The following is a 24,599-nucleotide window of genomic DNA, read 5'->3' as shown; positions in this document are numbered from 1 at the left end:
ACATGCAGACACCATGCAGGACAATGCCGCCCTGCTGAATGTACCGCTGCCGGACGGCCTAAGAACAAGAAATGTCGCCGGCCATCGTGTGAAATTTGCCTGGAAGGGGGGAGGCAATCGATGAAGAAACGTAAACCAGATTTGTTGTGGGTATTAGTCATTTTGTTTGGCCTGGGCGTCGTGACCACCGGTTACACCCAGAGTCTTTGGGACCGTCAGAACGAGGCTCCCGTCACGCTATCGCAGCAGCCTTAACCGCTACTCGCCAGGGTTTGTGGACGTCGCAGTGAGTGCGGCGCCCGCATACCATGCGCTGTCCGTCACCGTCCCATGTAGCTTCACATCCCAACTGGCCAGCGCCAGGCGATCCACTTTCTGACACTCGTGAGCCAAGCCCAATAATGTCGGCTTGTGCCAATTTTTGCGCCTCTGCAAATACGCCAGACTGCGGTCGTAAAAACCACCGCCCATTCCTAAGCGTCCGCCTTCCACGTCAAACCCCACCAGCGGCAGCATGACGAGGTCTAGCGTCCACACCTTGCGCTGCCGATTGCGGTTGGCTGTAGGTTCGGGGATTCGGAAACGGTTGGGGCGCAGACGCTCATTCGGGCGTACCCGTTGAAACACCATTTTCGTTCGCGGCCATGCACTGAGAACGGGCAAGTACGTGGCTTTGCCGCGCCGTTGTGCGGCGCGCATTAATGGCCGTGGATCGATTTCGCCATCGGCCGGTAAGTACAAAGCGATATGCCGCGCGCGACGAAACAGCGGATGCTGGGCGAGTTGGCGATAGAGGTTTTTGCTGGCAATGCGTTGAGCGCTGGCGCTAAGCGCACGGCGTGTTTTGCGCAGTAAGCGACGAAGTTGCGGTCGGGAAAGGGAAGCGGCGCTCAGCATGGGATGCTGGCTGCGGTGCGCAGGCGCGAACCGGTAGCAGCGGCGTGGCTCAACAGGGTGAGCGCAACGCTAAAAAATAAGACCCCCCGGCGTGCCGCTGTCGGTTTAGCCCTTGAACCCGAAAGTTCAAGGTGGAGGTTGCAGGGAGCGTTAAGGCTTTCCGTCAGGCGGACATGCACACCGGCTCCAACTTGCAACCCCCGGGTTTGTGCGTATCGGCTCAGGGACATCACCGACTGGCGCACACTCCAGGGAGCGGCGGCCAGTATACCCCAATCCGCCGCTCTGCAATCAGCTATGGCTGCTGTCCTGATCGGTGGCCAGGGCGCCGTCGACTCGCTCAAGCAAGTCACGCACGTGAGCGCGGGTGGAGCTGACGTCTTGATCAAGGCGCTGCTGTTTGTGCAGCAGGTCGTGGGTAATGTTGAGGGCTGCCATGACGGCAACGCGGTCGGCGCCGATCACTTTGCCGCCGCTGCGGATCTCACGCATCTTGCCGTCCAGGTAGCGCGCGGCGCTTTCCAGGTTGGCGCGTTCGTCCGCCGGGCAGGCGATGCAATAGTCTTTGTCGAGGATGTGAACGGTAACGGTGTTCGAGGTCATTAGTCCTGCTCCAGGGCTTTGAGGCGCGAAATCATCGATTCGACCTTATGCCGGGCCATTTCGTTCTTTTCGATCAGATGGGCGCGCTCTTCGCGCCACGCCTGCTCGCTTGCGCGTAAGGCGCGGTTGTCCGCTTTGAGCTGCTCGACGCGTTGAATAAGCAGTTCCAGCTTGATGGTCAGCGCGTGCAGATCGGCGTCTTCCATGGGCTCTCGCTAGGGCGTGTGTGATGCATGTGGTGGAGTGTCGAAGCGGCGAAACTATATCGGAAGGCGCCGACGTTGGTACAAACCTGTTGATAGCCGCCAATGGTTTTGGCGCGCTTGCCGGTGCTAGGATACAAGGCCTCCATTCTAGTCATTGCGCCCCCTGGCGCCTAGTTGCCAATGCCCACTCAAAATTCCCCGTATAGCGCTTTCGCCGCCCTGCTCGCCAGCAGCGGTCAACCTGTTTCGCCTGCTGAATTGCACGGCCTGTTGCTCGGTCGCAGCTGCGCCGGTGCCGGCTTCGAAACCGATGCCTGGCTGGTCGACGCCGCCGACCTGTTCACCGCCGAGCCGCAAGACAACATTAAAGCGGCGCTGGTCGGTCTGCAGGAAATGGTCAAAGGCGAACTCTCTGGCGAAGACATTGCCGTCGTTCTGCTGCTGCCCTCTGATGACGCGCCGCTGGCCGAACGTGCTGCCGCCATGGGCCAATGGTGCCAGGGCTTTCTCGCTGGTTTCGGCCTCACCGCACGTGATGCCGCGTTGAGCAGCGAAGCGATGGAAGTGCTGCAAGATCTCGCCGCCATCGCCCAGGTGCAAGAAGCGCTGGAAGAATCCGAAGACGGCGAAAACGACTATATGGAAGTGATGGAATACCTGCGCGTCGCGCCATTGTTGCTGTTCACCGAATGCGTGAAGCCCGCTGCGCCTGCTGCGCCGAAACCTTCGTTGCACTGATTTTCGTCCCAGACTTTTGACCAGATGAGTCCGTCCATGATCAGCATCCCCAAGTCGGAATACGCTCGTCGGCGCAAGGCGCTGATGGCGCAGATGGAACCCAACAGCATCGCCATTCTGCCGGCCGCGCCGGTGTACATCCGCAATCGCGATGTCGAGCATGTGTACCGTCAGGACAGCGACTTCCAGTACCTCAGCGGCTTCCCAGAACCGGAAGCGGTGATTGCCTTGATCCCCGGCCGCGAGCACGGCGAGTACGTGCTGTTCTGCCGTGAGCGTGATCCTGAGCGCGAATTGTGGGACGGCCTGCGTTCCGGGCAAGACGGCGCCATCACCACCTATGGTGCGGACGATGCGTTCCCCATCGGCGACATCGACGAAATTCTGCCTGGCCTGATCGAAGGCCGTGACCGCGTGTATTACGCCATGGGCACCAACCAGGAATTCGACCGGCACCTGATGGAGTGGATCAACGTCATCCGCTCCAAAGCCCGCCAGGGCGCTCAGCCGCCAAACGAATTCGTGGCCCTGACGCATCTGTTGCACGACATGCGTTTGTACAAGTCCGCCAACGAAGTGAAGGTGATGCGCGAAGCCGCGCAAATCTCGTCCCGCGCGCACATCCGCGCCATGCAAGCCAGCCGCGCCGGCTTGAGCGAGTACCACCTTGAAGCCGAGCTGGATTACGAATTCCGTAAAGGCGGCGCGAAAATGCCCGCGTACGGTTCCATCGTTGCCGCCGGCCGCAACGCCTGCATCCTGCACTACCGTGAAAACGACGCGCCGCTGAAAGACGGCGATCTGGTGCTGATTGATGCAGGCTGCGAAATCGATTGCTACGCCAGCGACATCACCCGCACCTTCCCGGTGAGCGGCAAGTTTTCACCCGAACAGAAAGCCATCTACGAGTTGGTGCTGAAATCTCAGGAAGCGGCATTCGCCGCCATCGGCCCCGACAAACATTGGAACGAAGCCCACGAGGCGACCGTGCGGGTCATTACTGCCGGCTTGGTTGAGCTCGGTCTGCTGGAAGGCGACGTTGACGAGCTGATCGCCAGCGAAGCCTATAAACCGTTTTATATGCACCGCGCCGGCCACTGGCTGGGCATGGATGTTCACGACGTCGGCGATTACAAAGTCGGCGGCGAATGGCGCGTGCTGGAGCCTGGCATGGCGCTGACCGTTGAGCCGGGCATTTATATCGCCGTCGATAACCAGAACGTGGCGAAGAAATGGCGCGGCATCGGTGTGCGCATTGAAGACGACGTGGTGGTGACCAAAACCGGTTGCGAAATCATCACCAAAGACGCGCCGAAAACCGTGGCGGAAATCGAAGCCTTGATGGCCGCTGCTCGCGTGCAGGCGGCGTGAGCGCGTCGGTGACTGGCGGCCGCGCCCAACTCGCAATAATCGGTGGCGGCCTGGTGGGCGCCAGCCTGGCGCTGGCCCTGCAAGCCGGCGCCAAGGCGCGCGGCTGGTCGATTGTGCTGATCGAGCCGTTCGCCCCCGGCGACACCTATCAGCCCAGTTATGACGCCCGTTCTACGGCGTTGTCCTACGGCACCCAGCAAATCTACCAACGCCTCGGCATCTGGCCGAAAGTGGCCGAGCGCGCCGAAGCCATTCGGCACATTCACGTCTCCGACCGCGGGCGCTTCGCCGCCGCACGATTGAGCGCGGAAGAAGAGGGCGTTCCGGCGCTGGGCTATGTGGCGGAAAACGCCTGGCTCGGCCATTGCCTCTGGCAAGCGCTGGATCCTGAGGTGGTGAGCTGGCGCTGCCCGGCCGAAGTGGTGGCCATGCAAGCGGTTGATCTCGAAGAAGGCCGCAGCGGTTACCGCCTGACTCTGAACGACGACACCTTGCTGGACTGCGACCTGGCCGTGCTGGCCGACGGCGGCCGCTCCCGCTTGCGCGAGCAGTTGGGCGTCACAGTCAAAACCACCGCCTATGAGCAAAACGCGCTGATCGCCAACATCGGTATCAGCCAGCCCCATGGCGGTCAGGCGTTCGAGCGCTTCACCGATGAAGGCCCCATGGCCTTGCTGCCGCTTTCGGACAACCGCAGCGCCCTGGTCTGGACCCGCCCAGGCGACGACGCTCAGCGCTTGCTGGCCCTGGACGACCGGGCGTTTCTCGCCGAGCTGCAAACCACCTTTGGCTACCGACTCGGCGCGTTGCGTAAAGTCGGTGCGCGGCATGTTTACCCGCTGGCGCTGGTCGAAGCGCAGGAACAAGTGCGTCCGCATCTGGTCATTCTTGGCAACGCCGCGCACAGCCTGCACCCCATCGCGGGGCAGGGTTACAACCTGGCGTTGCGTGACGTACAAGCACTGGCTGAGGTGCTGCTCGCCGGGCCGTCAATACCGGGCGACTTCGCCTCGTTGCAGCAGTACTACAACAGGCAGCAACTGGACCAGAGCCTGACCGTCGGCTTTTCCGACCGCGTTACGCGCCTGTTCAGTACCGCCGAACCGCTGCTGGCCACCGGCCGCAATCTGGGCCTGCTGGGCCTGGACATGCTGCCGCCTGCCAAGCGCTGGTTTGCCCGGCAAGCCATGGGCATCGGCACGCGCAGTAACGGTTGAATTCTTTTTCTGGCGGCCAATAGCCGCCCACGCATAGGCCCACAGCATGGAAATGCGAGCAGATTTGGTGATAGTCGGGGCCGGTATGGTCGGCAGTGCGCTGGGTTTGGCGCTGCAACACAGCGGTCTGAATATTCTGCTGATCGATGGCAGTCCTCTGAGCGTCAAACCGTTCGACCGCGCCGCCGCATTCGAGCCTCGCGTGAGCGCGTTGTCCATGGCCAGCCAGCGCATTCTTGAGCGCGTTGGCGCCTGGTCCGGTATCGGAGCCCGGCGCAGCAGCCCTTACGGTGACATGCAGGTGTGGGACGGTTCCGGAACGGGCCAGATCCATTTCTCCGCCGCCAGCGTGCACGCCGATGTGCTTGGTCATATCGTCGAAAACCGTGTGATTCAGGATGCGTTGCTTGAGCGCCTGCACGATGCCGATATTGGCTTGCTGGCCGATGCGCGCCTCGAACAGCTTCGCCATTCCGGCGACGATTGGCTGCTCACCCTCGCCGATGGCCGCACCGTGCGTACGCCCTTGGTGATCGCCGCTGACGGCGCCAATTCGGCGGTACGGCGGCTGGCCGGTTGCGCCACCCGCGAGTGGAATTACCTGCACCACGCCATCGTCACCAGCGTGCGCTGCAGCCAGCCACACCAACGCACGGCATGGCAACGTTTCACTGATGACGGCCCGCTGGCCTTTTTGCCGCTGGCCCGTGACGGCGCGCTTGAACACTGGTGCTCCATCGTCTGGTCGACGACGCCGGAACAGGCCGAACGGCTGATGGCGTTGGACGACGAAGCCTTCCGAACAGAACTTGGCAAAGCCTTCGAGTGGCGCTTGGGCGAGGTGCTGGAGGTTGATCCGCGCCTATGCATTCCGCTGCGCCAGCGTCACGCCAAGCGTTACGTGGAGCCCGGCCTGGCGCTGATCGGCGATGCCGCGCACACGATCCACCCGCTGGCGGGGCAGGGCGTCAACCTCGGTTTCCTCGACGCCGCCGTGCTGGCCGAAGTGCTGCTGCATGCGGTTGAGCGTGGCGAAAGCCTGGCGGACACGCGCGTGCTCAGCCGTTTCGAGCGCCGGCGCATGCCGCATAACCTGGCGATGATGGCGGCAATGGAAGGCTTCCAGCGCTTGTTCCAAGCCGATCCGCTGCCCCTGCGCTGGCTGCGCAATAGCGGCTTGAATCTGGTGGACGGCTTAGCCGAAGGCAAAGCGCTGTTCGTGCGCCAGGCGCTGGGCTTGTCGGGTGACCTTCCGGCGTTAGCCAAGGCTTGAGGCGGCTGAGCGGCGCATCGCAACATTCCGACACACGTCGATCGCCGGTCGCCAACTGAGGTTAACTATCATTTGCGACCTTCTGGTTTTTACGAGGACGTTGTCCGTGCAGATTCGCCGCACCTGTTTTTCCCTGCTGGTACTGATGGCCGCAGCGACCGCGCAAGCCGCCGACGAAGTGGTGGTGTATTCCTCCCGTATCGATGAACTGATCAAACCGGTCTTCGACGCGTACACCGCCAAAACCGGCGTGAAGGTCAAGTTCATCACCGACAAGGAAGCGCCGCTGATGCAGCGCATCAAGGCCGAAGGCAGCAACGCCACCGCCGACCTGCTGCTTACCGTTGACGCCGGCAACCTCTGGCAAGCCGAGAACATGGGCATTTTGCAACCCTTCGACTCGCCGGTTATCGACGCCAATATTCCCAGCCAATACCGTTCTTCCACCGACAGCTGGACCGGCCTGTCGCTGCGCGCGCGCACCATCGCCTACGCCACTGACCGGGTGAAGCCCGAAGAGCTTTCCACCTACGAAGCGCTGGCGGGCAAAGAGTGGGAAGGGCGTTTGTGCCTGCGCACGGCGAAAAAGGTCTACAACCAATCGCTGACCGCCACGCTGATCGAAACCCATGGCGCGGCCAAGACCGAAGAAATCCTCAAGGGCTGGGTGAACAACCTGTCCACCGATGTGTTCTCCGACGACATCGCCGTGCTGCAAGCCATCAATGCCGGGCAGTGCGATGTCGGCATCGTCAACACCTACTACTACGGGCGCCTGCACAAACAAGATCCGAGTCTGGCTGTGAAATTGTTCTGGCCGAACCAGAGCGACCGTGGCGTGCACGTCAATTTGTCCGGCATTGGCCTGACCCAGCACGCGCCGCACCCGGCTGCCGCCAAGGCGCTGGTTGAATGGATGACTGGCCCCGAAGCGCAGGCGATTTTTGCCGGTGTGAACCAGGAATATCCGGCTAATCCCAGCGTTAAGCCGTCGGATGAGGTGGCGAGTTGGGGAGCGTTCAAGGCCGATACCATTCCGGTTGAGGTCGCCGGAAAGCGCCAGGCCGAAGCCATTAAATTGATGGACCGCGCTGGCTGGTATTAACAGCATCGCGGCTAAAGCCGCTCCTACAGGGTTTGCCTCGTCTGTAGGAGCGGCTTTAGCCGCGATCCCTGCAAACGTATAGTTGCGCCCTTACTCCATTCCAACCAGGCTCACCCGTGGTTCACCAACGTCGCTGGTATCTCATCTCTTTCGCCATCGCCGCGCTGGTGTTGTTGCCGCTCTCCGTTCTGCTGCTCTCCTGGCAAACCATTGATCACGAAATCTGGGCCCACCTCTGGGATACCCAGATGCCACGCCTGCTCGGCAACACGCTGGTGCTGGTCATCGGCGTTGGCGTTGGCGTCACGCTGCTCGGCGTGAGTCTGGCCTGGCTCACCAGCCTGTGTGAGTTCCCCGGTCGACGCTGGCTCGACTGGGCGCTGATGCTGCCGTTCGCCATTCCCGCTTACGTCCTGGCCTTTGTATTTGTCGGCTTGCTGGATTTCGCCGGACCGCTGCAAACGCTGTTGCGCGAGTGGTTCGGCACCGGTGTGCGCTTGCCGCGCGTGCGCTCCACCGGTGGCGTGATCGTGGTGTTAGTGCTGGTTTTCTACCCCTACGTTTACCTGCTCGCGCGCAGCGCGTTTCTGGCTCAGGGCAAAGGACTGATGGAGGCCGCGCGCATCCTCGGGCAAACCCCGTGGCAAGCGTTCTGGCGGGTGGCGATGCCCATGGCGCGGCCGGCGATTGGTGCGGGCATCGCCTTGGCGTTGATGGAAACCCTGGCGGATTTCGGCGCCGTGTCGGTGTTCAATTTCGACACCTTCACCACCGCCATCTACAAAACCTGGTACGGCTTTTACAGCCTGGCTAGCGCCACGCAACTCGCCAGCCTGTTGCTACTGGCGGTAATGCTGGTGGTATACGGCGAACGCCGCGCCCGAGGCGCCAGCCGGCCGGCCAGTGAGCGGCCGCGCGGGTATGCGCTTTATCACCTGCGCGGCTGGAAGGCGCTAGCGGCCAGTACGTGGTGTGTACTGGTGTTCGCCTGTGCGTTTTTGGTGCCGCTGGTGCAACTGATCGTTTGGTGCTGGCAGCGCGGGCGCTTTGACCTCGACGAGCGCTACATCGGCCTGATTCTCCACACGCTCTACTTGGGCGCCATTGCCGCTGCGGTGACGGTCGCCGTGGCGTTGCTGCTGGTGTTCGCTCGGCGCCTGGTGCCAACGCGGCCGATCCGCAGCGCCGTCAGCCTGGCCAATCTCGGTTACGCCTTGCCCGGCTCGGTGCTCGCCGTGTCGATCATGCTGGTGTTCAGCTACCTGGATCGCGCGTGGGTGGTGCCGTTGTCGACCTGGCTCGGTGGCGCCGGCAAACCGTTGCTGCTGGGCAGTTTGTCGGCGCTGGTGCTGGCCTACCTGGTCCGCTTTATTACCGTGGCCTACGGACCGCTCGAAGGCGCACTGGCGCGCATTCGCCCGTCGCTGCCAGAAGCGTCTCGCAGCCTGGGCGTGTCCGGTTATGGGTTGTTCTTCCGGGTTTACCTGCCGCTGCTGGTGCCGGGTGCGCTGAGCGCGGCGCTGTTGGTGTTTGTCGATGTGTTGAAAGAAATGCCTGCCACCTTGCTGATGCGCCCGTTCGGCTGGGACACCCTCGCCGTGCGTATTTTCGAGATGACCAGCGAGGGCGAATGGGCGCGTGCCGCGTTGCCGGCGCTGACGCTGGTACTGGTCGGCTTGCTGCCAGTGATCGGTCTTATCCGTCGTTCCGCGCGCCGCTTCGGGCATTGAACGCCTGGTCTGTAAGGCGTGTGTGCAGGCGGGAGTCTTGCGGCTACAATGCGCGCCATTCGGTGTAGGACGTCATCCAGACCGTCGTGTTGAAACCTCGTGCAAGTGCCCGTTTCCGTAGGCTCAGCCGCGTTTCACGCTTCGCCCACACCTTCGCCAAGCCCGGAAGGAGAAACCCATGGGACAGCGCACGCCCCTCTATGATCTGCACCTTGCATTGGGTGCCAAGATGGTCGATTTCGGTGGTTGGGATATGCCACTGCACTACGGCTCGCAAGTTGAGGAGCACCATGAAGTGCGTCGCGACTGCGGCGTCTTCGATGTGTCGCACATGACGGTGGTCGACGTCAGCGGCGCCCAGGCCAAGGCCTACCTTCAGCACTTGCTGGCCAACGATATCGAGCGCCTGCAAGACCTCGGCAAAGCCCTTTACAGCGCCATGCTCAACCGAGAAGGCGGCGTGATCGACGACCTGATCGTCTACCTCACCGCCACCGGCTACCGCGTGGTGGTCAATGCCGCCACCCGCGACAAAGACATCGCCTGGATGCAAGCGCAAACCGCTGGCTTCGATGTGCAGCTCAACGAGCGCAGCGAACTGGCGATGTTGGCGATTCAAGGCCCCCACGCCCGCGCCAAGGTGGCGGAGTTGGTGTCGTCCAGCCGCGCCACGTTGATTGCCGACCTCAAACCGTTCCAGGGCTTCGCCGATGGCGAATGGTTTATCGCCCGCACCGGTTATACCGGTGAAGACGGCCTGGAAATTGTGTTGCCGGTCGAGGATGCGTCGGGCTTCTTCAACGAACTGGTCGGCGCCGGCATCGCCCCGATTGGCTTGGGTGCACGTGACACGCTGCGCCTGGAAGCGGGCATGAATCTCTATGGTCAGGATATGGACGAAAGCGTTTCGCCCCTGGCCGCCAACATGGCCTGGACCATTTCCTGGGAACCGACCAGTCGCCAGTTCATCGGCCGTGAGGCGTTGCAAGCCCAGCGCGACGCCGGCGACCAGCCCAAACTGGTGGGCCTGGTGCTTGAGGAACGTGGTGTGTTGCGCGCTCATCAAGTGGTGCGGGTTGAAGGCGTTGGCGAGGGCGAGATCACCAGCGGCAGCTTTTCGCCTACGCTGGGGAAATCCATTGCCCTGGCGCGCGTTCCGGCGAGCACTGGCGAACGAGCCGAGGTGGAAATCCGCGGCAAGTGGTACCCGGTGCGGGTGGTTCGGCCTAATTTCGTGCGCCACGGCAAGGCGTTGATCTGATCGATTGTGATGCAGTGCTACGCCAGTTTCGGCGACGCGCCACAACCTGCTAAATTTTCCAGGCGGACGTTCCGCCTCCCGACTTGAGGACCAAGACATGAGCAATATCCCCAGCGACCTGCGTTACGCCGCCAGCCACGAATGGGCCCGCCTTGAAGCCGATGGCAGCGTGACCGTGGGCATCTCCGACCACGCGCAGGAAGCGCTGGGCGACGTGGTATTCGTCGAGCTGCCAGAAATCGGCAAGCAACTGGCCGCCGGCCAGGAAGCCGGTGTGGTGGAATCGGTTAAAGCCGCTTCCGATATCTACTCGCCGGTCAGTGGCACCGTCACCGCCGTTAACGACGCCCTGGCCGACGCGCCAGAAAGCGTGAATGGCGACCCCTACGGCACTTGGTTCTACAAGCTGCAGCCGAGCGATGTGAGTGAATTGGACAAGCTGCTCGATGCGGGCGCTTACCAGGCGGTGGCCGACGCTGACGCTTAAGCGATCCGCGCTATGCAAAAAGCCCCGACATGGTCGGGGCTTTTTTGTGTGTGGCTTATGTTGGGCTTCGCGTTGCTCAACCAATCCAAACGGCTTACTCGTCCTTGAGCTGAAGCCTTGACAGCAACCCAAGCAGCAACACGTTGAAGATGATCAGCAAGCCGCTACTAAAGGCGCTCAGCAATTGCCAAACGGCGGTTGGCAGGTAAGTCAAAATGTCGAGGCCGATCAGTGACACCAAACGGTCGGTGAACCAGATGGCGTTCACAGCAATGATCAGGATCAGAATGACCTTGAGGGTCGGGATGGGATTGCCCATGGCAACGGTCCTTGTCGATAGAAGTGAAGCGCGATGCTCGCATATTCACCGCGTCCGCAACCGGACGCGGTAGGCAATCCAGTCCGATCAGCTTACTGCGCGCTGTTTGCCGGGTCGGCCGTCAGAATGGCCTGGGCCAATTCATCGTCCGAGGCTTTCAGGCCTGGGTGCTCAGCACGCACTTTCTGCAGCGCCGCTTCCAGGTACGGGCCGCGAATGGCGCCGTTGCTGGCGATATAGCTGCCAGCGTCTTCCTGAGCGTTCACGATCACTTTGTGGTCGTCGCGCGAGGTCAGATAAAACGAGCCGGTGGTGGCGCCGGATGACAGCACATTGCGCCAGAACGTGTCGGCCGTGGCCGAAGCAACCGGGACGATCAGCAACAAGGACGCAACAACGAGTTTGCGGTGCATGGTGGTTCTCCTGCGATAACTGGCGGATAACGCGTGGGTGTGTGGAGCCTGAAGTTACGACTCCCAGCCCAACGCGCGAGTTCCACTTGCTTCACAGGGGGCGCTCAGGTGCAGGCTTTTATTTTCAGCACCACGCCGTCCTGACCGACCACTTCCACCGGCGTACCGACGGGCAAGTCAGGCCCGCTGACCAGCCACAGCGTGTCGCCTGCTTTGATCTTGCCGCGTCCGCCGACGATGGCTTCATGCAGCGCAAACGTACGGCCGAAAAATTCCTGGCCGCGTTGATTCAGGCCCGGTTGCTGCGAGGTTTTATTGCCCGCGCGCAGCCGCTGCCACCAAAGCACCGCAGTGGCCAGCGAAAGCACGGCAAACAGCAGGAACTGCCACGGCCACGGCAGGGCCGGGAACACGTAACTGATGACCCCGACCGCAGCGGCCGCCATGCCCGTCCAAAGCAGATAACCGCCAGCGCCGAACACTTCCAGAATCAGCAGCAAGGTGCCCAGCGCGAGCCAGTCCCAGAAGGACAGGTGTTGCAGAAAATCCATCATCTGACGCGCGTCCTCAGGCCTTTTTATTGTTTTGATCGAACGTCGCTTTGACGATTTCGCCGATACCGCCGACCGCGCCGATCACCTGGCTCGCTTCCAGCGGCATCAGAATCACTTTGCTGTTGTTAGCTGAAGCCAGCTTGCCGAGCGCGTCGATGTACTTTTGCGCAACAAAATAATTGATCGCCTGTACGTTGCCGGTGGCGATGGCTTCAGACACCACTTGCGTGGCCCGCGCTTCCGCTTCGGCCTGACGCTCCCGTGCTTCAGATTCGAGAAACGCCGCCTGGCGTTCGCCTTCGGCCTCAAGAATTTGCGCCTGTTTTTTCCCTTCGGCGGTCAGAATCGCCGCGGCGCGAAGGCCTTCGGCTTCCAGAATTTGCGCGCGTTTCACCCGCTCGGCTTTCATTTGCCCGGACATGGCGGCCATAAGGTCGGCGGGTGGGCTGATGTCTTTGATCTCGATGCGGGTGATCTTGATGCCCCACGGCGCCGTGGCCTCGTCGACGGTGCGCAGCAGGCGTTCGTTGATCACGTCGCGCTGGCCGAGCATGGCGTCCAGCTCCATGGAGCCGAGTACGGTGCGAATGTTGGTTTGGAGCAGGTTGCGGATGGCGTGTTCGAGGTTGTTGACCTCGTAAGCCGCCTGGGCGGTGTTCACCACTTGGAAGAAGCACACGGCATCGATTTGCACTGTGGCGTTGTCCGAGGTGATGACTTCCTGCGGCGGAATATCCAGCACGTTTTCCATCACGTTGATGCGCCGCCCGATGCGGTCCATCACCGGCACGATAATGTTCAGGCCCGGGCGCAGCGTGTTGGTGTAGCGACCAAAGCGCTCCACCGTCCACTCGAAGCCTTGCGGCACCACTTTGAAACCCATGAATAGAATGGCGACCGCGAGGCCGACGAAGAGGAAAAGCACACTGCCGATTTGCATAACGGATCCTTGTTGTTGGGGGGGTGATGTTCCGCGTCGAACCTTACTTTTGTTCACTCTGCGGCGTCACCCGCAACACTTCCTCGATGGTGGTGAGCCCGGCCGCAACCTTCTGTGCGCCGGAGAGACGCAAACTGCGCATTCCCTCCTTAAACGCCTGGCGACGCAGCGACAGCAAATCGGTGTCGGCGCTGATAAAGGGTTTCAGGCTGTCGCTCAGTTGCATGATTTCGTAAACGCCCGCACGGCCACGGTAGCCGGTGTCGCGGCACTCCAGGCAACCGACGGCCTTGTGCGCCCCGGTTGGTAGCGGTGCGCTCCACGGGCGGGTCAGGGATTGCCAATCTTCTTCGCTAATGTCGACCGGCTCTTTGCAGTGCGGACACAGCGTGCGCACCAGGCGCTGCGCCATGACGCCCAGCAACGTGGCCTTGAGCAGGTAATACGGCACGCCCAATTCCAGCAAGCGCGTAATCGCGCTCGGCGCGTCGTTGGTGTGCAAGGTAGAGAGCACCAAGTGGCCGGTGAGCGCGGCCTGAATGGCCATTTCGGCGGTTTCCAGGTCGCGAATCTCGCCGACCATAATGATGTCCGGGTCTTGCCGCATGAGCGCGCGCACGCCGCTGGCGAACGTTAGGTCGATGTTGTGCTGCACCTGCATCTGGTTGAACGCCGGCTCGATCATCTCGATCGGGTCTTCGATGGTGCACAGGTTCACTTCGGAGGTGGCGAGCTTTTTCAGCGACGTATACAGCGTGGTGGTTTTGCCCGAACCGGTGGGGCCGGTGACCAGAATGATGCCGTTGGGTTGGCCGGTCATTTCCAGCCAGCGGCGTAAGTCGTCAGGCGAAAAGCCGAGTTGGTCGAAGTTCTTGAGCAGCACTTCCGGGTCGAAAATTCGCATCACCATCTTTTCGCCGAACGCGGTGGGCAGCGTCGACAGGCGCAGCTCCACTTCGCCGCCGTCCGGGGTCTTGGTCTTCACCCGGCCGTCCTGCGGTTTGCGTTTTTCTGCCACGTTCATGCGCCCCAGTGTTTTCAGGCGGCTGACAATGGCCATGGTGACCTGCGGCGGAAATTGGTAGACGTTGTGCAGCACGCCGTCGATGCGAAAGCGCACGGTGCCTTGCTCGCGGCGAGGCTCGATATGGATGTCACTGGCGCGCTGCTGATAGGCGTACTGGAACAGCCAGTCGACGATGTTGACGATGTGCGAGTCGTTGGCGTCCGGCTCCTGATCGCTGGCGCCGAGGTTGAGCAATTGCTCGAAGTTGCCAATGTTGGTGCTTTTGGTATCGACCGCCGAAGCGCCGCTGACCGACTTGGCCAGGCGGAAAAACTCCACGGTGAAGCGCTGGATATCGGCCGGATTGGCCACCACGCGCTTGATCGGGCGCTTGAGCACGTGGGTCAGGTTCGCTTCCCAGCTCGCCACAAACGGCTGCGCGCTGGCGATGGTGACGGCGTCGTTATCTGCCGCCACGGCAAGAATTTTATGGCGCTGGGCGAAGGCGTACGACATCAGCGGCGTTACAGCAGCCACGTTGATTTTGAGCGGGTCGATGCGCATATATGGCTGGCCGGCGAGGTTGGCCAACCAGATGGTCAGGGTTTCGAGGTCGAGTTTTTTACCGGGACGGGTGAGGTCGTCGACTTGCTGCGCGGCAATGAATTCGAGGGGATGCAGTTGCGTATTGCTGGAGCTGCGGCGAATCGCCATCAACTGCTCGGCGGTGTCCTGGCCGACGCGGCCTTGGGCCACCAGCTCGCGCAGCAGGTCATTGAGATCCAGCGTGCGATCCTGGGCCTGAGAAGCGAAGGCAGACATGCAAACTCCTGTTAAACGCGGTGCCGGGGTAGATCAAGAATAGTCGCAAGCATGCCCGAATGCGTGGGCTGGCGCCAAACCGAGTCCACAGGTTTGGCGCGCTATTGGCATTTGCAGGGAAGAGCCCCTCTCCCGCCCTTCGGGCACCCTCCCCCGCAAGCGGGCGAGGGGAACGGGTCGAGAGCGGCGGGGGGCAGAATGTCGGAGGGGGCCTCAACCGCGCAGCAAGGTTTTCCACGCTTTTGTGGTCAGCACCGTTTGCGCTTGCTGGCTGCGCGCGTCGAGGCAGTCGTCTTCGATGGGGCGGTGGGCGAGGTCGCGCAGTTTGTTCAGCTCGCCGTACAGGCGGTCCACTTCTGGCACTTCAACCAGCACCTGACGCGCCAGTCGCAACCACACTTGGATGCGCTCGATACGCGGCAGTTGCTCAGCTAAATCTTCCGGCTGTTGCTGGTAACGACCCAGTTGCAGACTGCGCGCTTCTTCGGCCAACAAGGTCGGCAGCCAGTTGCCCAGCGGCGCCGCGCCTTGGCGGTTGCCACGGTTGTTGCGCTCGGCAGTCCAGGCGTTGGTCATCAGCCATAGCGAGGTATTGAGCGAGAACTGGCCCCAACGCGTGCCTTGCAGCTCGGCTTGGAACAGCGCAGGCGCGGCTTGACGGGCGTCATCGTCGCTCAAGCCGGCGACCACGCGCGGGCGCCAGTCGTTCAGCAGCGCGTCAAGGCGCTCGCGCAGGTCATGGCTGCTGGCGCGCGGTGCGGCCTGGCCCAAGCTACTGAGCAGCGCGCGCAGGTCCACGAGGTTTTCCAGCCATTCCACCAGCAAACGCCAGTGGCCGTTGAAACGGTATTGCTCGGCCAGGCGCTGGCTGCTGCCGAGCAGGTTCCAGGCCAGCGCGGCGAAGGCGGAGTCCAACGGCTGTTCAACGGTCAGTTCGGGCTGCGGCAGGTTCAGCGAGTAGCTGCCGGCGTCGAACAGGCGATAGCCGCGTTCGGCTTTGCTGATGTCGCATGGCATCAGCGCCACGTCGGCGGCCAGCTCTGCGGCCAGTTCCAGGAGCGCTTGCGGCTCGCCTTGGCGCAGCTCGAGTTCGAGTTCGCAGATTTCCTCTTCCTTTCCATCGGCGACCACTTTGCCGAGGTCCAGCGCCGCTTCTACCACGACCTTGGCCTTGCCACGGCCCCAGGCGATTTCGGCGCGTTGGCGGGTGAAATCGGTGGTGAAAATGACTTGCAGGGTCTTCTTGTCAAGCTCAGCCAGCGCGGCAGGCCAGCAGCTGTCGTCGAGCTTTTTCAGGTCAAGCTTGGGTTTGGTCAGGTACCAGTCGTACTCGTTGCGCTCAGACAAACCGGCCACGCTTTGGCCACGGGTTTTCAGGGTTTGAATGAATTGATCGCCATCACGGCGAATGCGCAGGGCGATGCGGGCCTTGGCCAGGTCGCGCTCGGGGGTATCGAAATATTGATTCAACAGTTCGCGCTGCTCCCAACCGGCTTTGTTGCGCTTTTTCAGCAGCGGGTGGTCGCGCAGGGCAGTGAGGGTTTCGCGGCTGACGCGGAGTTTAATTTCGGTTTCTTTCTGCATGGCCGGGGAGTCCAAACGCGGTGAACTTAAGAGAGCGCGCAGTGTACAGGACGTTCGGCAACGATCGGCTGCGCGTCGGCGGGGCTGCGTTAAAAACAATTTTTGAATGCTCATGGGCTACAGCCCACTGCGCTTCAAAAACTGTTTTTGCCTTGCCCCACTCTAGCTCGCTCGATCTCGATTTGTGGGAGACGTACAAGGGAATGGGCCGGGGTCGCGCCACGCCGTTACGGTTTAAATCTGATCACCGATACCTCTATGATGGGCCTCGCTTTGGAGACCCGGCATGCCACTACCCACCCTAAAAGAGCAATTCGCCGCGCTGATCGCCGCGCCTTCGGTGAGCTGTACGCAGCCGAGCCTGGACCTGTCGAACAAGGCGGTGATCGATCTGCTCAGCACCTGGCTTGGCGACTTGGGTTTCAGCTGCGACGTGCAGCAAGTCTCTCCCGGCAAATTCAATCTGCTGGCCAGTTTCGGTTCCGGTCCCGGTGGCCTGGTGCTGGCCGGACACAGCGACACCGTGCCGTTCGATGAAGCGTTGTGGAAAAGCGATCCGCTGAAGCTCACGGAGGTGGACGGCACTTGGGTCGGCCTGGGCGTTTGCGACATGAAGAGCTTCTTCGCGCTGGTTATCGAGGCTGTCCTGCCGCTGCTTGCTCATCCGTTCAAGCAGCCGTTGCTGGTGCTGGCTACGTGCGATGAAGAAAGCTCCATGGCCGGTGCCCGCGCCTTGGCTGCCGCAGGACGGCCACTCGGTCGCGCGGCGGTGATTGGCGAGCCAACTGGGCTGCGGCCGATTCGCCTGCACAAAGGCGTGATGATGGAGCGCATCGATATTCTCGGCCAGAGCGGCCACTCCTCCGACCCAAGCCTGGGCCACAGCGCGCTTGAGGCGATGCATGCGTCCATGGCCGAGCTGATGAACCTGCGCCAGAAATGGCAACGCCTGTACCGCAACGAACAATTCAGCGTGCCGCAGCCGACCCTGAATTTCGGCTGCATCCACGGGGGCGACAACCCCAACCGTATCTGCGGCCAATGCTCATTGGAGTTCGACCTGCGGCCGTTGCCGGGCATGGATGCCGAACACCTGCGCGCTGCCATTCGCGAGAAGCTGCAACCGATTGCCGAGCGCCATCAGGTGAAAATCGACTTCGCCCCATTGTTTCCCCACGTGCCGGCCTTCGAACAAGCCGCCGATGCCGAGCTGGTGCGCGTGGCTGAGCGGCTGACCGGGCATCGCGCCGAGGCAGTGGCATTCGGCACCGAAGCACCTTATCTTCAGCAACTTGGTTGCGAGACCATTGTGCTCGGCCCCGGCGACATCAGTTGTGCGCACCAGCCGGGCGAATTCTTGGAATTGTCACGTTTGCAGCCCACCGTGAAAGTGCTGCGCGAACTGATCCAGCATTACTGCCTGACCCCCACCGCCCCGTTACCCCAATGACAAGGAGCACCCGCGTGTTGCAGCCCCAATTCCGACGATAAAGCTGACTGAACCGCTGTACCTGCACTGGCTTTCTCATCACGAATAAAAGGCTCTTCGCGCTATGCCCGAATACGTCAATTGGCTTCGCCACGCTTCGCCCTATATCAACGCCCACCGGGACCGGACCTTTGTGGTCATGCTGCCCGGCGACGGCGTTGCGCACGTTAACTTCGGCAACATCGTTCACGACCTGGTGTTGCTGCACAGCCTGGGCGTGCGCCTGGTGCTGGTGCATGGCTCGCGCCCGCAAATTGAAGCGCGCCTGGCCGCCCGTGGCCTGACCCCGCATTACCATCGCGACATGCGCATCACCGATGGCCCGACGCTGGAATGCGTAATCGACGCTGTCGGCCAGTTGCGCATCGCCATTGAGGCCCGGTTGTCGATGGATATGGCCGCCTCGCCCATGCAGGGCTCGCGCCTGCGGGTAGCGGGCGGCAACTTCGTCACGGCGCGGCCCATTGGCGTGGTTGAAGGCGTGGACTACCACCACACCGGCGAAGTGCGGCGGGTCGACCGCAAAGGCATCGGCCGTTTGCTCGACGAGCGCTCCATCGTACTGCTGTCGCCGCTGGGCTATTCGCCGACCGGCGAGATTTTCAACCTCGCCTGCGAAGACGTGGCCATGCGCGCTGCCATCGACCTGGGCGCTGACAAACTCATTCTGTTTGGCAACGAACAAGGCCTGATGGACGACGCCGGCAAGCTGGTGCGCGAACTGCGCCCGCAGCAAGTGCCGACCCATTTGCAGCGCCTGGGCAACAGCTACCAGGCCGAGCTGCTGGATGCGGCGGCGCAGGCATGCCGGGGCGGCGTGAAGCGTGCGCATATCGTCAGCTACAGCGAAGACGGCTCGCTGCTCACCGAACTGTTCACCCGCGACGGCGGCGGCACGCTGGTGGACCAGGAGCAGTTCGAGCAACTGCGTGAAGCGAGCATTGAAGACGTCGGCGGCCTGATCGACCTGATCAGCCCGCTGGAAGAGCAGGGCATTCTGGTGCGCCGGTCGCGCGAGGTGCTGGAGCGCGAGATTGAGCAATTCACCATCGTCGAGCGCGACGGTTTGATCATCGCCTGTGCCGCGCTGTATCAAATTGCCGATTCAGACAGTGGCGAGTTAGCGTGTTTGGCGGTCAACCCCGAATACCGCCATGGCGGGCGCGGCGACGAACTGCTCGAACGCATCGAAGAACGAGCACGGGCGCAGGGATTGAAAACCTTGTTCGTGCTGACGACCCGCACCGCCCATTGGTTCCGCGAGCGCGGGTTTGAGCCAAGTGGTGTAGAGCGCCTGCCAGCGGCGAGGGCTTCGCTTTATAACTATCAGCGTAATTCGCAGATATTTGAGAAGCAGCTGTAGCGGCCATATTCGGAAATTGCTGGGGTCGCGTTTCACTTGTAGGAGCCAGCTTGCTGGCGAAGATTTTTCGCCAGCAAGCTGGCTCCTACAAGTGAGCGTTGATTGAGCGAGTACCTGATGCCCCTCTCCTACAAGTGGGCGAGGGGAGAACGGCCGAGCACGGTGGTGAAATTTCCCCTCGCCCGCTTGCGGGAGAGGGTGCCCGAAGGGCGGGAGAGGGGCTTTTTAGATAGGGCGGATCGAGTAAAGCCCGGCCCTCACCCCCGGCCCCTCTCCCACAAGTGGGCGAGGGGTGCAGAGCATTCGAGTTTGTTATGCCGTCTTCTGCGCGAGCAGCTGATACTGCTCTTCCCCATCATCCCAACCCGCTTCCCAGGCTGCAGCCAGTACATCGGCGGCGTGGGGTTGGTTGGTGATCGGGTTGCCAGTCAAACCGGCCATGTAGCCCTGTTGGTAGGCCTTGTTCAGGCTTTCCAGGCTCCATTGCGGTTCGTCTTCCTTGGGAATGGCCTCGGGCGGCGCCATGGGTGAACTCACGTTGGGGAACTGCGCTAATGCTAGCCGTGCCCGGCCGGGAGCGACTGACCGTCGGTCCCGGCTTTTACCCCGCTGGCTTTTTTTGTGACGGTATCGACTAAACCGCCAGGGCCAGAATACTGGCCTGGTAAGCGGCCACGAACGTGTCGAAATCGCCGCTCTGTTCGGCTTCCGTTGCGGCTTGATCGGCCAGCGATTGCTGCACCGATTGCTCAAACGCTGCGCGCTGTTCATCGCTCAGCGGCTGGCTGCGGAAGTACTCGGCGTGGGCCTGGCTCTGGCGGAACGAGAACTGGGCAAACGTTTCGTTGTTAGCCTTGAGGCTCGCCAGCACCTGGGCCGAGGGCGTCAGCGCCGGGTCGGCGATTTTTGCGCGCTGGGCTTCGAGCGCTTGGATATGCACATCGCTGCCATGACTCTGGTCGAGCAAGGCGCTGATCTTGCCGATCTGGTCCAGCAGGTCCGTGGCCCACGCTTGCAGGCTCACGGCCTCACCGTTGCGGCACAGTTGCAGGCCCGGCTTGCGGCCTTCTTTCACCACGGTCAGGAAGTTGTCGGTACAGCCGCTGCACTCGCCGCCGCCCAATTCCGGGCTGTGTTGCAGGGCGCAGAACAGCACGAAGGCGTCGATGAAGCGCGCGCTGGTCAGGTCGATGCCCATGGGCAGGAACGGGTTGATGTCCAGGCAGCGCACTTCCACGTATTGCACGCCGCGCGCCATCAACGCCTGAATCGGCCGCTCGCCGCTGTAGGTCACGCGCTTGGGGCGGATGTTCGAGTAGTACTCGTTTTCGATCTGCAGAATGTTGGTGTTCAGCTGCTGCCATTCGCCATCTTTCTTGGTGCCCGCTTCGGCGTAGGCCGGATAAGGCGTCGACACCGCCTGGCGCAGGCTATCGGTGTAGCTGGCCAGATCGTTGTAGCAAGGCGTGAGGCCGGACTGGGCGCTGCTCTGGTAACCGAGGTCGCTCATGCGCAGGCTGGTGGCATAGGGCAGGTAGAGGCTGTCGGCGTCCAGTTGCTCGAGCTTGTGCGGGCGGCCGCGCAGGAAGCCGGCGTCCAACGCCGGCGAGGCGCCGAACAGGTACATGAGCAGCCAGCTGTAGCGGCGGAAGTTGCGAATCAGGGCGATATAACGCTCTGACTGGTAGTCGCGCACGCTCTGCGTGTCGTCTTCGGCCACTTGCAGCAACGGCCACAACGCTTCAGGTAGCGAGAAGTTGTAGTGGATGCCGGCGATGCACTGCATGGTCTTGCCGTACCGCAGCGCCAAGCCTTTGCGGTACACGTATTTCAGTCGGCCAATGTTCGAGTTGCCGTAGCGGGCAATCGGAATCACCTCCTCTTCCGGCAGCGGACACGGCATCGACGGGCTCCACAGGTACTCATTGTCGAGCTTGCTGTAGGCGAAGCGATGGATCTGTTCCAGATCATCCAGCGTGACGGCCGGGTCGGTTTCAGCCGGAGTGATGAACTCCAGCAGCGACTCGGAATAGTCCGTGGTGATTTGCGGATGGGTGAGCGCCGAGCCCAGCGCGATGGGGTGCGGCGTCAGGGCGAGTTGGCCCTGGCTGTCGACACGCAGGCATTCGCGCTCGATCCCGTGCAGGCACTGGGTAAGCAAATTCAGGTGGGCGGGATTGCTGAGCAGTGCCAAGCGGCGGGAGAGGAGGTCGCTCAATTTTGTGTTCCTTCGCGTCAGTCGGCCCTATATGGGGGCTAGATCAACGGTCTGCAAGGGCAATGGGAAACAACTGGCGTGGTCGCCTGGTTTACGCAATTTCGCAACAGATTACCCGCACCGCCGGCGGAACTCACCTAGCCGCTATCAGCCGGTCGTTGAGCGGGGCGTTTACAGGCAGGCGAACGTCGCTTGGGCTTTGGCCACCAACTTGTCGCCTTGATGCACTTCGGCTTCGATCACTTGCGTGCGCCGACCAGCGTGCACCACCCACGCGCGGCAGAGGATGTCGCCCTCGTCTACCGGGCGGATGTAGTTGATTTTGCTCTCCAGCGTCACCGTGCCCGGCCCGCCAACCACGCTGTGGCTGGCTTGGCCCATGGCCGTGTCGATCAACGAGAACAGCGCGCCGCCGTGCAGCTTGCCGTGCAGGTTGCGCAGGCCGTCATGCATGCTCAGGCGAATGATCGCCTCGCCGCCGTCGGCCTTGAGAATGTGTAAACCCAGCAAGCGAGCAAAAGCGCTTGTGCTGCCGATTTCTTCGGCGTTGGAAGGTGTGTCCGCTGGCTGGGTCATGGTGTTACTTCCGTAGCTGCTTGGCGTTGGCGAACAGCGAAGCCATGGCGTTGTTGCTTGGCGCCGGCTGTGTGGTCGGTTGCGCCTGCGGGCGAGGCTTGCCGCCGCCACGTTTGTCGCCGCCACGCGGGCCGTCGATTTTCTCGCCGGGGGTGTCGCCCATGCGCATGGACAAGGCGACGCGGTTACGCGGAATGTCCACTTCCATCACCTTGACCTTCACCACGTCGCCAGCTTTCACCGCTTCGCGCGGGTCTTTGACGAATTTCTCCGACAGCGCCGAGATGTGCACCAGGCCGTCTTGGTGCACGCCGATGTCCACGAACGCGCCGAAGTTGGTGACGTTGGTCACCACGCCTTCGAGGATCATGCCCAGTTGCAGGTCTTGCAGGGTTTCAACGCCGTCCTGGAATTCAGCGGTTTTGAACTCGGGACGCGGGTCGCGGCCGGGCTTCTCCAGCTCGGCGAGAATGTCGCTGACGGTCACCAGACCAAAGGTTTCGTCCGTGAATTTCTTCGGGTCAAGGCGCTTGAGGAAGCTGGCGTCGCCAATCAGCGAGCGCAGGTCGCGGCCGGTGTCCGCAGCAATGCGCTCCACCAGCGGGTAGGTTTCCGGGTGCACCGCCGAGGCGTCCAGCGGATTGTCGCCGTTCATCACGCGAAGGAAGCCGGCCGCTTGCTCGAAGGTTTTGTCGCCCAGGCGCGGCACCTTTTTCAGCGCATCGCGGGTTTTGAACGCGCCGTGGGCATCACGGTGGTTAACGATGTTTTGCGCCAGCGTGGTGTTGAGGCCGGAGATACGCGCCAGCAGCGGCACCGAGGCAGTGTTTACGTCCACGCCCACGGCGTTCACGCAGTCTTCGACCACGGCGTCCAGGCTGCGCGCCAGTTTCAGTTGCGACACGTCGTGCTGGTACTGGCCTACGCCGATGGATTTCGGATCGATTTTCACCAGCTCGGCCAGCGGGTCTTGCAGGCGACGGGCAATCGACACGGCGCCGCGAATCGAGACGTCCAGATCCGGGAATTCTTTTGCAGCCAGTTCAGAAGCGGAATACACCGAGGCGCCCGCTTCGCTGACCATGATTTTGGTCATTTTCAGCTCGGGCAGTTTTTTGATCAGTTCGGCGGCCAGTTTGTCGCTCTCGCGGCTGGCGGTGCCGTTGCCGATGGAGATCAGGTCGACGCGGTGTTTGATGCACAGCGCGCCGAGGATGGCCAAGGTCTGGTCCCACTGCTTTTGCGGCACGTGGGGGTACACGGTGGCGTATTCCAGCAGCTTGCCGGTGGCATCGACCACGGCAATTTTGCAGCCGGTGCGCAGGCCCGGGTCCAGGCCCAAGGTGGCGCGCGGGCCGGCCGGTGCGGCCAACAGCAGGTCGTGCAGGTTGTGGGCGAAAACGTTGATCGCCTCGGTTTCGGCGCCGTCGCGCAGCTCGCCGAGCAGGTCGGTTTCAAGGTGCGTGTAGAGCTTGACCTTCCAAGTCCAGCGCACCACTTCGCCCAGCCATTTGTCGGCGGCGCGGTTTTCGTTACGAATGCCGAAGTGCTCGCCAATCATGCCTTCGCATGGGTGCAAGGCGCCGGGCGTCTCGTCGCCGACTTTCAGCGCGGAGCTCAAAACGCCTTCGTTGCGGCCACGGAAAATCGCCAGCGCGCGGTGCGAGGGCATGCTTTTCAGCGGTTCGTCGTGTTCGAAGTAATCGCGAAATTTGGCGCCTTCTTCCTCTTTGCCGGCGACGACGCGGGCGCTGAGGATGGCCTCGTGCTTGAGGAAACTGCGCAGTTTGTCGAGCAGCTTGGCGTCTTCGGCGAAGCGCTCCATGAGGATGTACTTGGCGCCTTCGAGCACGGCTTTTACATCGGCGAAGCCTTTCTCTGCGTCGACAAAACGAGCGGCTTCGGTTTCTGGTGTAAGGGTTGGGTCGTTGAACAGGCCATCGGCCAACTCGCCGATGCCGGCTTCCAGGGCGATCTGGCCCTTGGTGCGGCGCTTCTGCTTATAGGGCAGGTACAGGTCTTCGAGGCGGGTCTTGGTGTCGGCGAGGTTGATTTCGCGGGTCAGCTCCGGGGTGAGCTTGCCTTGTTCTTCAATGCTGGCCAGGATGCTGGCGCGGCGGTCGTCGAGTTCGCGCAGGTAGCGCAGGCGCTCTTCGAGGTTACGCAGTTGGGTGTCATCCAGGCTGCCGGTGACTTCTTTACGGTAACGGGCGATAAAGGGAACCGTGGAACCTTCATCCAGCAAAGCGACTGCAGCGGCGACTTGCTGCGGGCGAACGCCCAGTTCCTGGGCGATACGGTTGTTGATGCTATCCATTAATAAAAGACCCACTTTAATAAGACGAGCTGACATGAAAACGTGAAGGGCCGGCATTATACCCAGGCCCTTTTGTTGCAACCGGGAAAAATCTGCTAACGAATGGTGCG

General features: G+C 61.9%; 24 protein-coding genes and 1 other RNA gene. 11 read left to right on the top strand and 14 right to left on the bottom strand.

Annotation, left to right across the window (positions count from 1 at the left end; translation table 11 throughout):
- The first annotated feature begins 120 nt into the window (after positions 1-120).
- Positions 121-255, top strand: a complete 135-nt coding sequence (locus tag AC0IW7_RS16055; protein WP_122449699.1) for a hypothetical protein — start codon at positions 121-123, stop codon at positions 253-255.
- A gap of 3 nt (positions 256-258) precedes the next feature.
- On the opposite strand, the gene AC0IW7_RS16050 is transcribed toward AC0IW7_RS16055, so the two are convergent.
- From AC0IW7_RS16050 to AC0IW7_RS16035, 4 genes are all read right to left on the bottom strand, one after another.
- Positions 259-897: a 5-formyltetrahydrofolate cyclo-ligase gene (locus tag AC0IW7_RS16050; protein WP_471819340.1), complete on the bottom strand. Its 639-nt coding sequence runs from the start codon at positions 895-897 to the stop codon at positions 259-261.
- 79 nt (positions 898-976) lie between these two features.
- Positions 977-1,155, bottom strand: a non-coding RNA gene (gene ssrS / locus AC0IW7_RS16045) — 6S RNA.
- Between the two features lie 33 nt (positions 1,156-1,188).
- Positions 1,189-1,500 (bottom strand): cell division protein ZapA, encoded by a 312-nt coding sequence (locus AC0IW7_RS16040; RefSeq protein ID WP_108097941.1) that lies wholly within the window; start codon positions 1,498-1,500, stop codon positions 1,189-1,191.
- Positions 1,500-1,706 (bottom strand): TIGR02449 family protein, encoded by a 207-nt coding sequence (locus AC0IW7_RS16035; RefSeq protein ID WP_122449701.1) that lies wholly within the window; start codon positions 1,704-1,706, stop codon positions 1,500-1,502. The genes AC0IW7_RS16040 and AC0IW7_RS16035 overlap by 1 nt, the downstream gene beginning before the upstream one ends.
- A 180-nt stretch (positions 1,707-1,886) precedes the next feature.
- Between AC0IW7_RS16035 and AC0IW7_RS16030 the strand changes: the two genes are divergently transcribed.
- From AC0IW7_RS16030 to gcvH, 8 genes are all read left to right on the top strand, one after another.
- On the top strand, positions 1,887-2,444 hold the full coding sequence (locus AC0IW7_RS16030) for a YecA/YgfB family protein (RefSeq protein ID WP_471819337.1): 558 nt from the start codon (positions 1,887-1,889) through the stop codon (positions 2,442-2,444).
- Between the two features lie 36 nt (positions 2,445-2,480).
- Complete coding sequence (pepP, locus tag AC0IW7_RS16025) at positions 2,481-3,815, top strand: Xaa-Pro aminopeptidase (protein ID WP_471819335.1); 1,335 nt, start codon at positions 2,481-2,483, stop codon at positions 3,813-3,815.
- On the top strand, positions 3,812-5,032 hold the full coding sequence (ubiH, locus tag AC0IW7_RS16020) for a 2-octaprenyl-6-methoxyphenyl hydroxylase (protein WP_471819333.1): 1,221 nt from the start codon (positions 3,812-3,814) through the stop codon (positions 5,030-5,032). The genes pepP and ubiH overlap by 4 nt, the downstream gene beginning before the upstream one ends.
- Before the next feature lie 52 nt (positions 5,033-5,084).
- The gene (locus tag AC0IW7_RS16015) at positions 5,085-6,305 is read left to right on the top strand and encodes a 2-octaprenyl-3-methyl-6-methoxy-1,4-benzoquinol hydroxylase (RefSeq protein ID WP_471819542.1); all 1,221 of its coding nucleotides are present in this window, start codon (positions 5,085-5,087) and stop codon (positions 6,303-6,305) included.
- 145 nt (positions 6,306-6,450) lie between these two features.
- Complete coding sequence (locus tag AC0IW7_RS16010) at positions 6,451-7,410, top strand: extracellular solute-binding protein (protein ID WP_471819540.1); 960 nt, start codon at positions 6,451-6,453, stop codon at positions 7,408-7,410.
- Between the two features lie 116 nt (positions 7,411-7,526).
- Positions 7,527-9,140 carry an ABC transporter permease gene (locus AC0IW7_RS16005; RefSeq protein WP_471819331.1) on the top strand — a complete coding sequence of 538 codons (1,614 nt, stop codon included), beginning with the start codon at positions 7,527-7,529 and terminating at the stop codon, positions 9,138-9,140.
- Between the two features lie 178 nt (positions 9,141-9,318).
- The gene (gcvT, locus tag AC0IW7_RS16000) at positions 9,319-10,401 is read left to right on the top strand and encodes a glycine cleavage system aminomethyltransferase GcvT (RefSeq protein WP_471819329.1); all 1,083 of its coding nucleotides are present in this window, start codon (positions 9,319-9,321) and stop codon (positions 10,399-10,401) included.
- 97 nt (positions 10,402-10,498) lie between these two features.
- Positions 10,499-10,888, top strand: coding sequence for a glycine cleavage system protein GcvH (gene gcvH, locus AC0IW7_RS15995; protein WP_471819327.1), 390 nt, complete (start codon positions 10,499-10,501; stop codon positions 10,886-10,888).
- Between the two features lie 94 nt (positions 10,889-10,982).
- On the opposite strand, the gene AC0IW7_RS15990 is transcribed toward gcvH, so the two are convergent.
- From AC0IW7_RS15990 to AC0IW7_RS15965, 6 genes are all read right to left on the bottom strand, one after another.
- Entirely contained in the window at positions 10,983-11,207 is a 225-nt protein-coding gene (locus AC0IW7_RS15990; RefSeq protein WP_463384550.1) for a hypothetical protein, read from the bottom strand.
- A gap of 92 nt (positions 11,208-11,299) precedes the next feature.
- Positions 11,300-11,620 carry a DUF2388 domain-containing protein gene (locus AC0IW7_RS15985; protein WP_471819325.1) on the bottom strand — a complete coding sequence of 107 codons (321 nt, stop codon included), beginning with the start codon at positions 11,618-11,620 and terminating at the stop codon, positions 11,300-11,302.
- Between the two features lie 104 nt (positions 11,621-11,724).
- Positions 11,725-12,174, bottom strand: coding sequence for an NfeD family protein (locus AC0IW7_RS15980; RefSeq protein WP_471819323.1), 450 nt, complete (start codon positions 12,172-12,174; stop codon positions 11,725-11,727).
- 13 nt (positions 12,175-12,187) lie between these two features.
- Entirely contained in the window at positions 12,188-13,114 is a 927-nt protein-coding gene (locus AC0IW7_RS15975; RefSeq protein WP_471819321.1) for an SPFH domain-containing protein, read from the bottom strand.
- 43 nt (positions 13,115-13,157) lie between these two features.
- A complete protein-coding gene (gene tfpB / locus AC0IW7_RS15970; protein WP_471819319.1) occupies positions 13,158-14,942 on the bottom strand; it encodes a type IV pilus assembly ATPase TfpB in 1,785 nt (594 codons plus the stop codon).
- Between the two features lie 213 nt (positions 14,943-15,155).
- Positions 15,156-16,526 (bottom strand): CYTH domain-containing protein, encoded by a 1,371-nt coding sequence (locus tag AC0IW7_RS15965; protein ID WP_471819317.1) that lies wholly within the window; start codon positions 16,524-16,526, stop codon positions 15,156-15,158.
- Positions 16,527-16,812: 286 nt separating this feature from the next.
- Between AC0IW7_RS15965 and argE the strand changes: the two genes are divergently transcribed.
- Together argE and argA are read left to right on the top strand one after the other, a co-directional pair.
- On the top strand, positions 16,813-17,976 hold the full coding sequence (gene argE, locus AC0IW7_RS15960; protein WP_471819315.1) for an acetylornithine deacetylase: 1,164 nt from the start codon (positions 16,813-16,815) through the stop codon (positions 17,974-17,976).
- A 103-nt stretch (positions 17,977-18,079) separates the two neighbouring features.
- Entirely contained in the window at positions 18,080-19,378 is a 1,299-nt protein-coding gene (argA, locus tag AC0IW7_RS15955) for an amino-acid N-acetyltransferase (RefSeq protein WP_463551224.1), read from the top strand.
- A 312-nt stretch (positions 19,379-19,690) separates the two neighbouring features.
- Here the strand turns inward: argA and rmf are convergent, their stop codons facing one another.
- The 4 genes from rmf to AC0IW7_RS15935 all read right to left on the bottom strand — a co-directional run bounded on the left by rmf (position 19,691) and on the right by AC0IW7_RS15935 (position 24,489).
- The gene (rmf, locus tag AC0IW7_RS15950) at positions 19,691-19,903 is read right to left on the bottom strand and encodes a ribosome modulation factor (protein WP_471819313.1); all 213 of its coding nucleotides are present in this window, start codon (positions 19,901-19,903) and stop codon (positions 19,691-19,693) included.
- A 109-nt stretch (positions 19,904-20,012) separates the two neighbouring features.
- The gene (gene gshA / locus AC0IW7_RS15945; RefSeq protein WP_471819312.1) at positions 20,013-21,596 is read right to left on the bottom strand and encodes a glutamate--cysteine ligase; all 1,584 of its coding nucleotides are present in this window, start codon (positions 21,594-21,596) and stop codon (positions 20,013-20,015) included.
- Between the two features lie 171 nt (positions 21,597-21,767).
- Complete coding sequence (locus AC0IW7_RS15940) at positions 21,768-22,172, bottom strand: PaaI family thioesterase (RefSeq protein ID WP_463384556.1); 405 nt, start codon at positions 22,170-22,172, stop codon at positions 21,768-21,770.
- A 4-nt stretch (positions 22,173-22,176) separates the two neighbouring features.
- Positions 22,177-24,489, bottom strand: coding sequence for a Tex family protein (locus AC0IW7_RS15935; RefSeq protein WP_471819310.1), 2,313 nt, complete (start codon positions 24,487-24,489; stop codon positions 22,177-22,179).
- Positions 24,490-24,599 lie beyond the last annotated feature (110 nt).

The organism is Pseudomonas sp. AC229 (assembly GCF_979254655.1).
This window is presented reverse-complemented; position numbering and strand designations above follow the sequence as displayed.

Excerpts from the sequence above, each read along its gene's own strand:
- pepP (WP_471819335.1), top strand. The coding sequence starts at position 2,481 with ATGATCAGCATCCCCAAGTCGGAATACGCTCGTCGGCGCAAGGCGCTG.
- AC0IW7_RS15985 (WP_471819325.1), bottom strand. The coding sequence starts at position 11,620 with ATGCACCGCAAACTCGTTGTTGCGTCCTTGTTGCTGATCGTCCCGGTT.
- AC0IW7_RS15975 (WP_471819321.1), bottom strand. The coding sequence starts at position 13,114 with ATGCAAATCGGCAGTGTGCTTTTCCTCTTCGTCGGCCTCGCGGTCGCC.
- rmf (WP_471819313.1), bottom strand. The coding sequence starts at position 19,903 with ATGGCGCCGCCCGAGGCCATTCCCAAGGAAGACGAACCGCAATGGAGC.
- AC0IW7_RS16050 (WP_471819340.1), bottom strand. The coding sequence starts at position 897 with ATGCTGAGCGCCGCTTCCCTTTCCCGACCGCAACTTCGTCGCTTACTG.
- AC0IW7_RS16030 (WP_471819337.1), top strand. The coding sequence starts at position 1,887 with ATGCCCACTCAAAATTCCCCGTATAGCGCTTTCGCCGCCCTGCTCGCC.
- gcvH (WP_471819327.1), top strand. The coding sequence starts at position 10,499 with ATGAGCAATATCCCCAGCGACCTGCGTTACGCCGCCAGCCACGAATGG.
- AC0IW7_RS15990 (WP_463384550.1), bottom strand. The coding sequence starts at position 11,207 with ATGGGCAATCCCATCCCGACCCTCAAGGTCATTCTGATCCTGATCATT.
- AC0IW7_RS15940 (WP_463384556.1), bottom strand. The coding sequence starts at position 22,172 with ATGACCCAGCCAGCGGACACACCTTCCAACGCCGAAGAAATCGGCAGC.
- AC0IW7_RS16055 (WP_122449699.1), top strand. The coding sequence starts at position 121 with ATGAAGAAACGTAAACCAGATTTGTTGTGGGTATTAGTCATTTTGTTT.
- AC0IW7_RS16015 (WP_471819542.1), top strand. The coding sequence starts at position 5,085 with ATGCGAGCAGATTTGGTGATAGTCGGGGCCGGTATGGTCGGCAGTGCG.
- AC0IW7_RS15935 (WP_471819310.1), bottom strand. The coding sequence starts at position 24,489 with ATGGATAGCATCAACAACCGTATCGCCCAGGAACTGGGCGTTCGCCCG.
- tfpB (WP_471819319.1), bottom strand. The coding sequence starts at position 14,942 with ATGTCTGCCTTCGCTTCTCAGGCCCAGGATCGCACGCTGGATCTCAAT.
- AC0IW7_RS16040 (WP_108097941.1), bottom strand. The coding sequence starts at position 1,500 with ATGACCTCGAACACCGTTACCGTTCACATCCTCGACAAAGACTATTGC.
- AC0IW7_RS16010 (WP_471819540.1), top strand. The coding sequence starts at position 6,451 with ATGGCCGCAGCGACCGCGCAAGCCGCCGACGAAGTGGTGGTGTATTCC.
- AC0IW7_RS15980 (WP_471819323.1), bottom strand. The coding sequence starts at position 12,174 with ATGATGGATTTTCTGCAACACCTGTCCTTCTGGGACTGGCTCGCGCTG.
- AC0IW7_RS15965 (WP_471819317.1), bottom strand. The coding sequence starts at position 16,526 with ATGCAGAAAGAAACCGAAATTAAACTCCGCGTCAGCCGCGAAACCCTC.
- argA (WP_463551224.1), top strand. The coding sequence starts at position 18,080 with ATGCCCGAATACGTCAATTGGCTTCGCCACGCTTCGCCCTATATCAAC.
- gcvT (WP_471819329.1), top strand. The coding sequence starts at position 9,319 with ATGGGACAGCGCACGCCCCTCTATGATCTGCACCTTGCATTGGGTGCC.
- AC0IW7_RS16035 (WP_122449701.1), bottom strand. The coding sequence starts at position 1,706 with ATGGAAGACGCCGATCTGCACGCGCTGACCATCAAGCTGGAACTGCTT.
- argE (WP_471819315.1), top strand. The coding sequence starts at position 16,813 with ATGCCACTACCCACCCTAAAAGAGCAATTCGCCGCGCTGATCGCCGCG.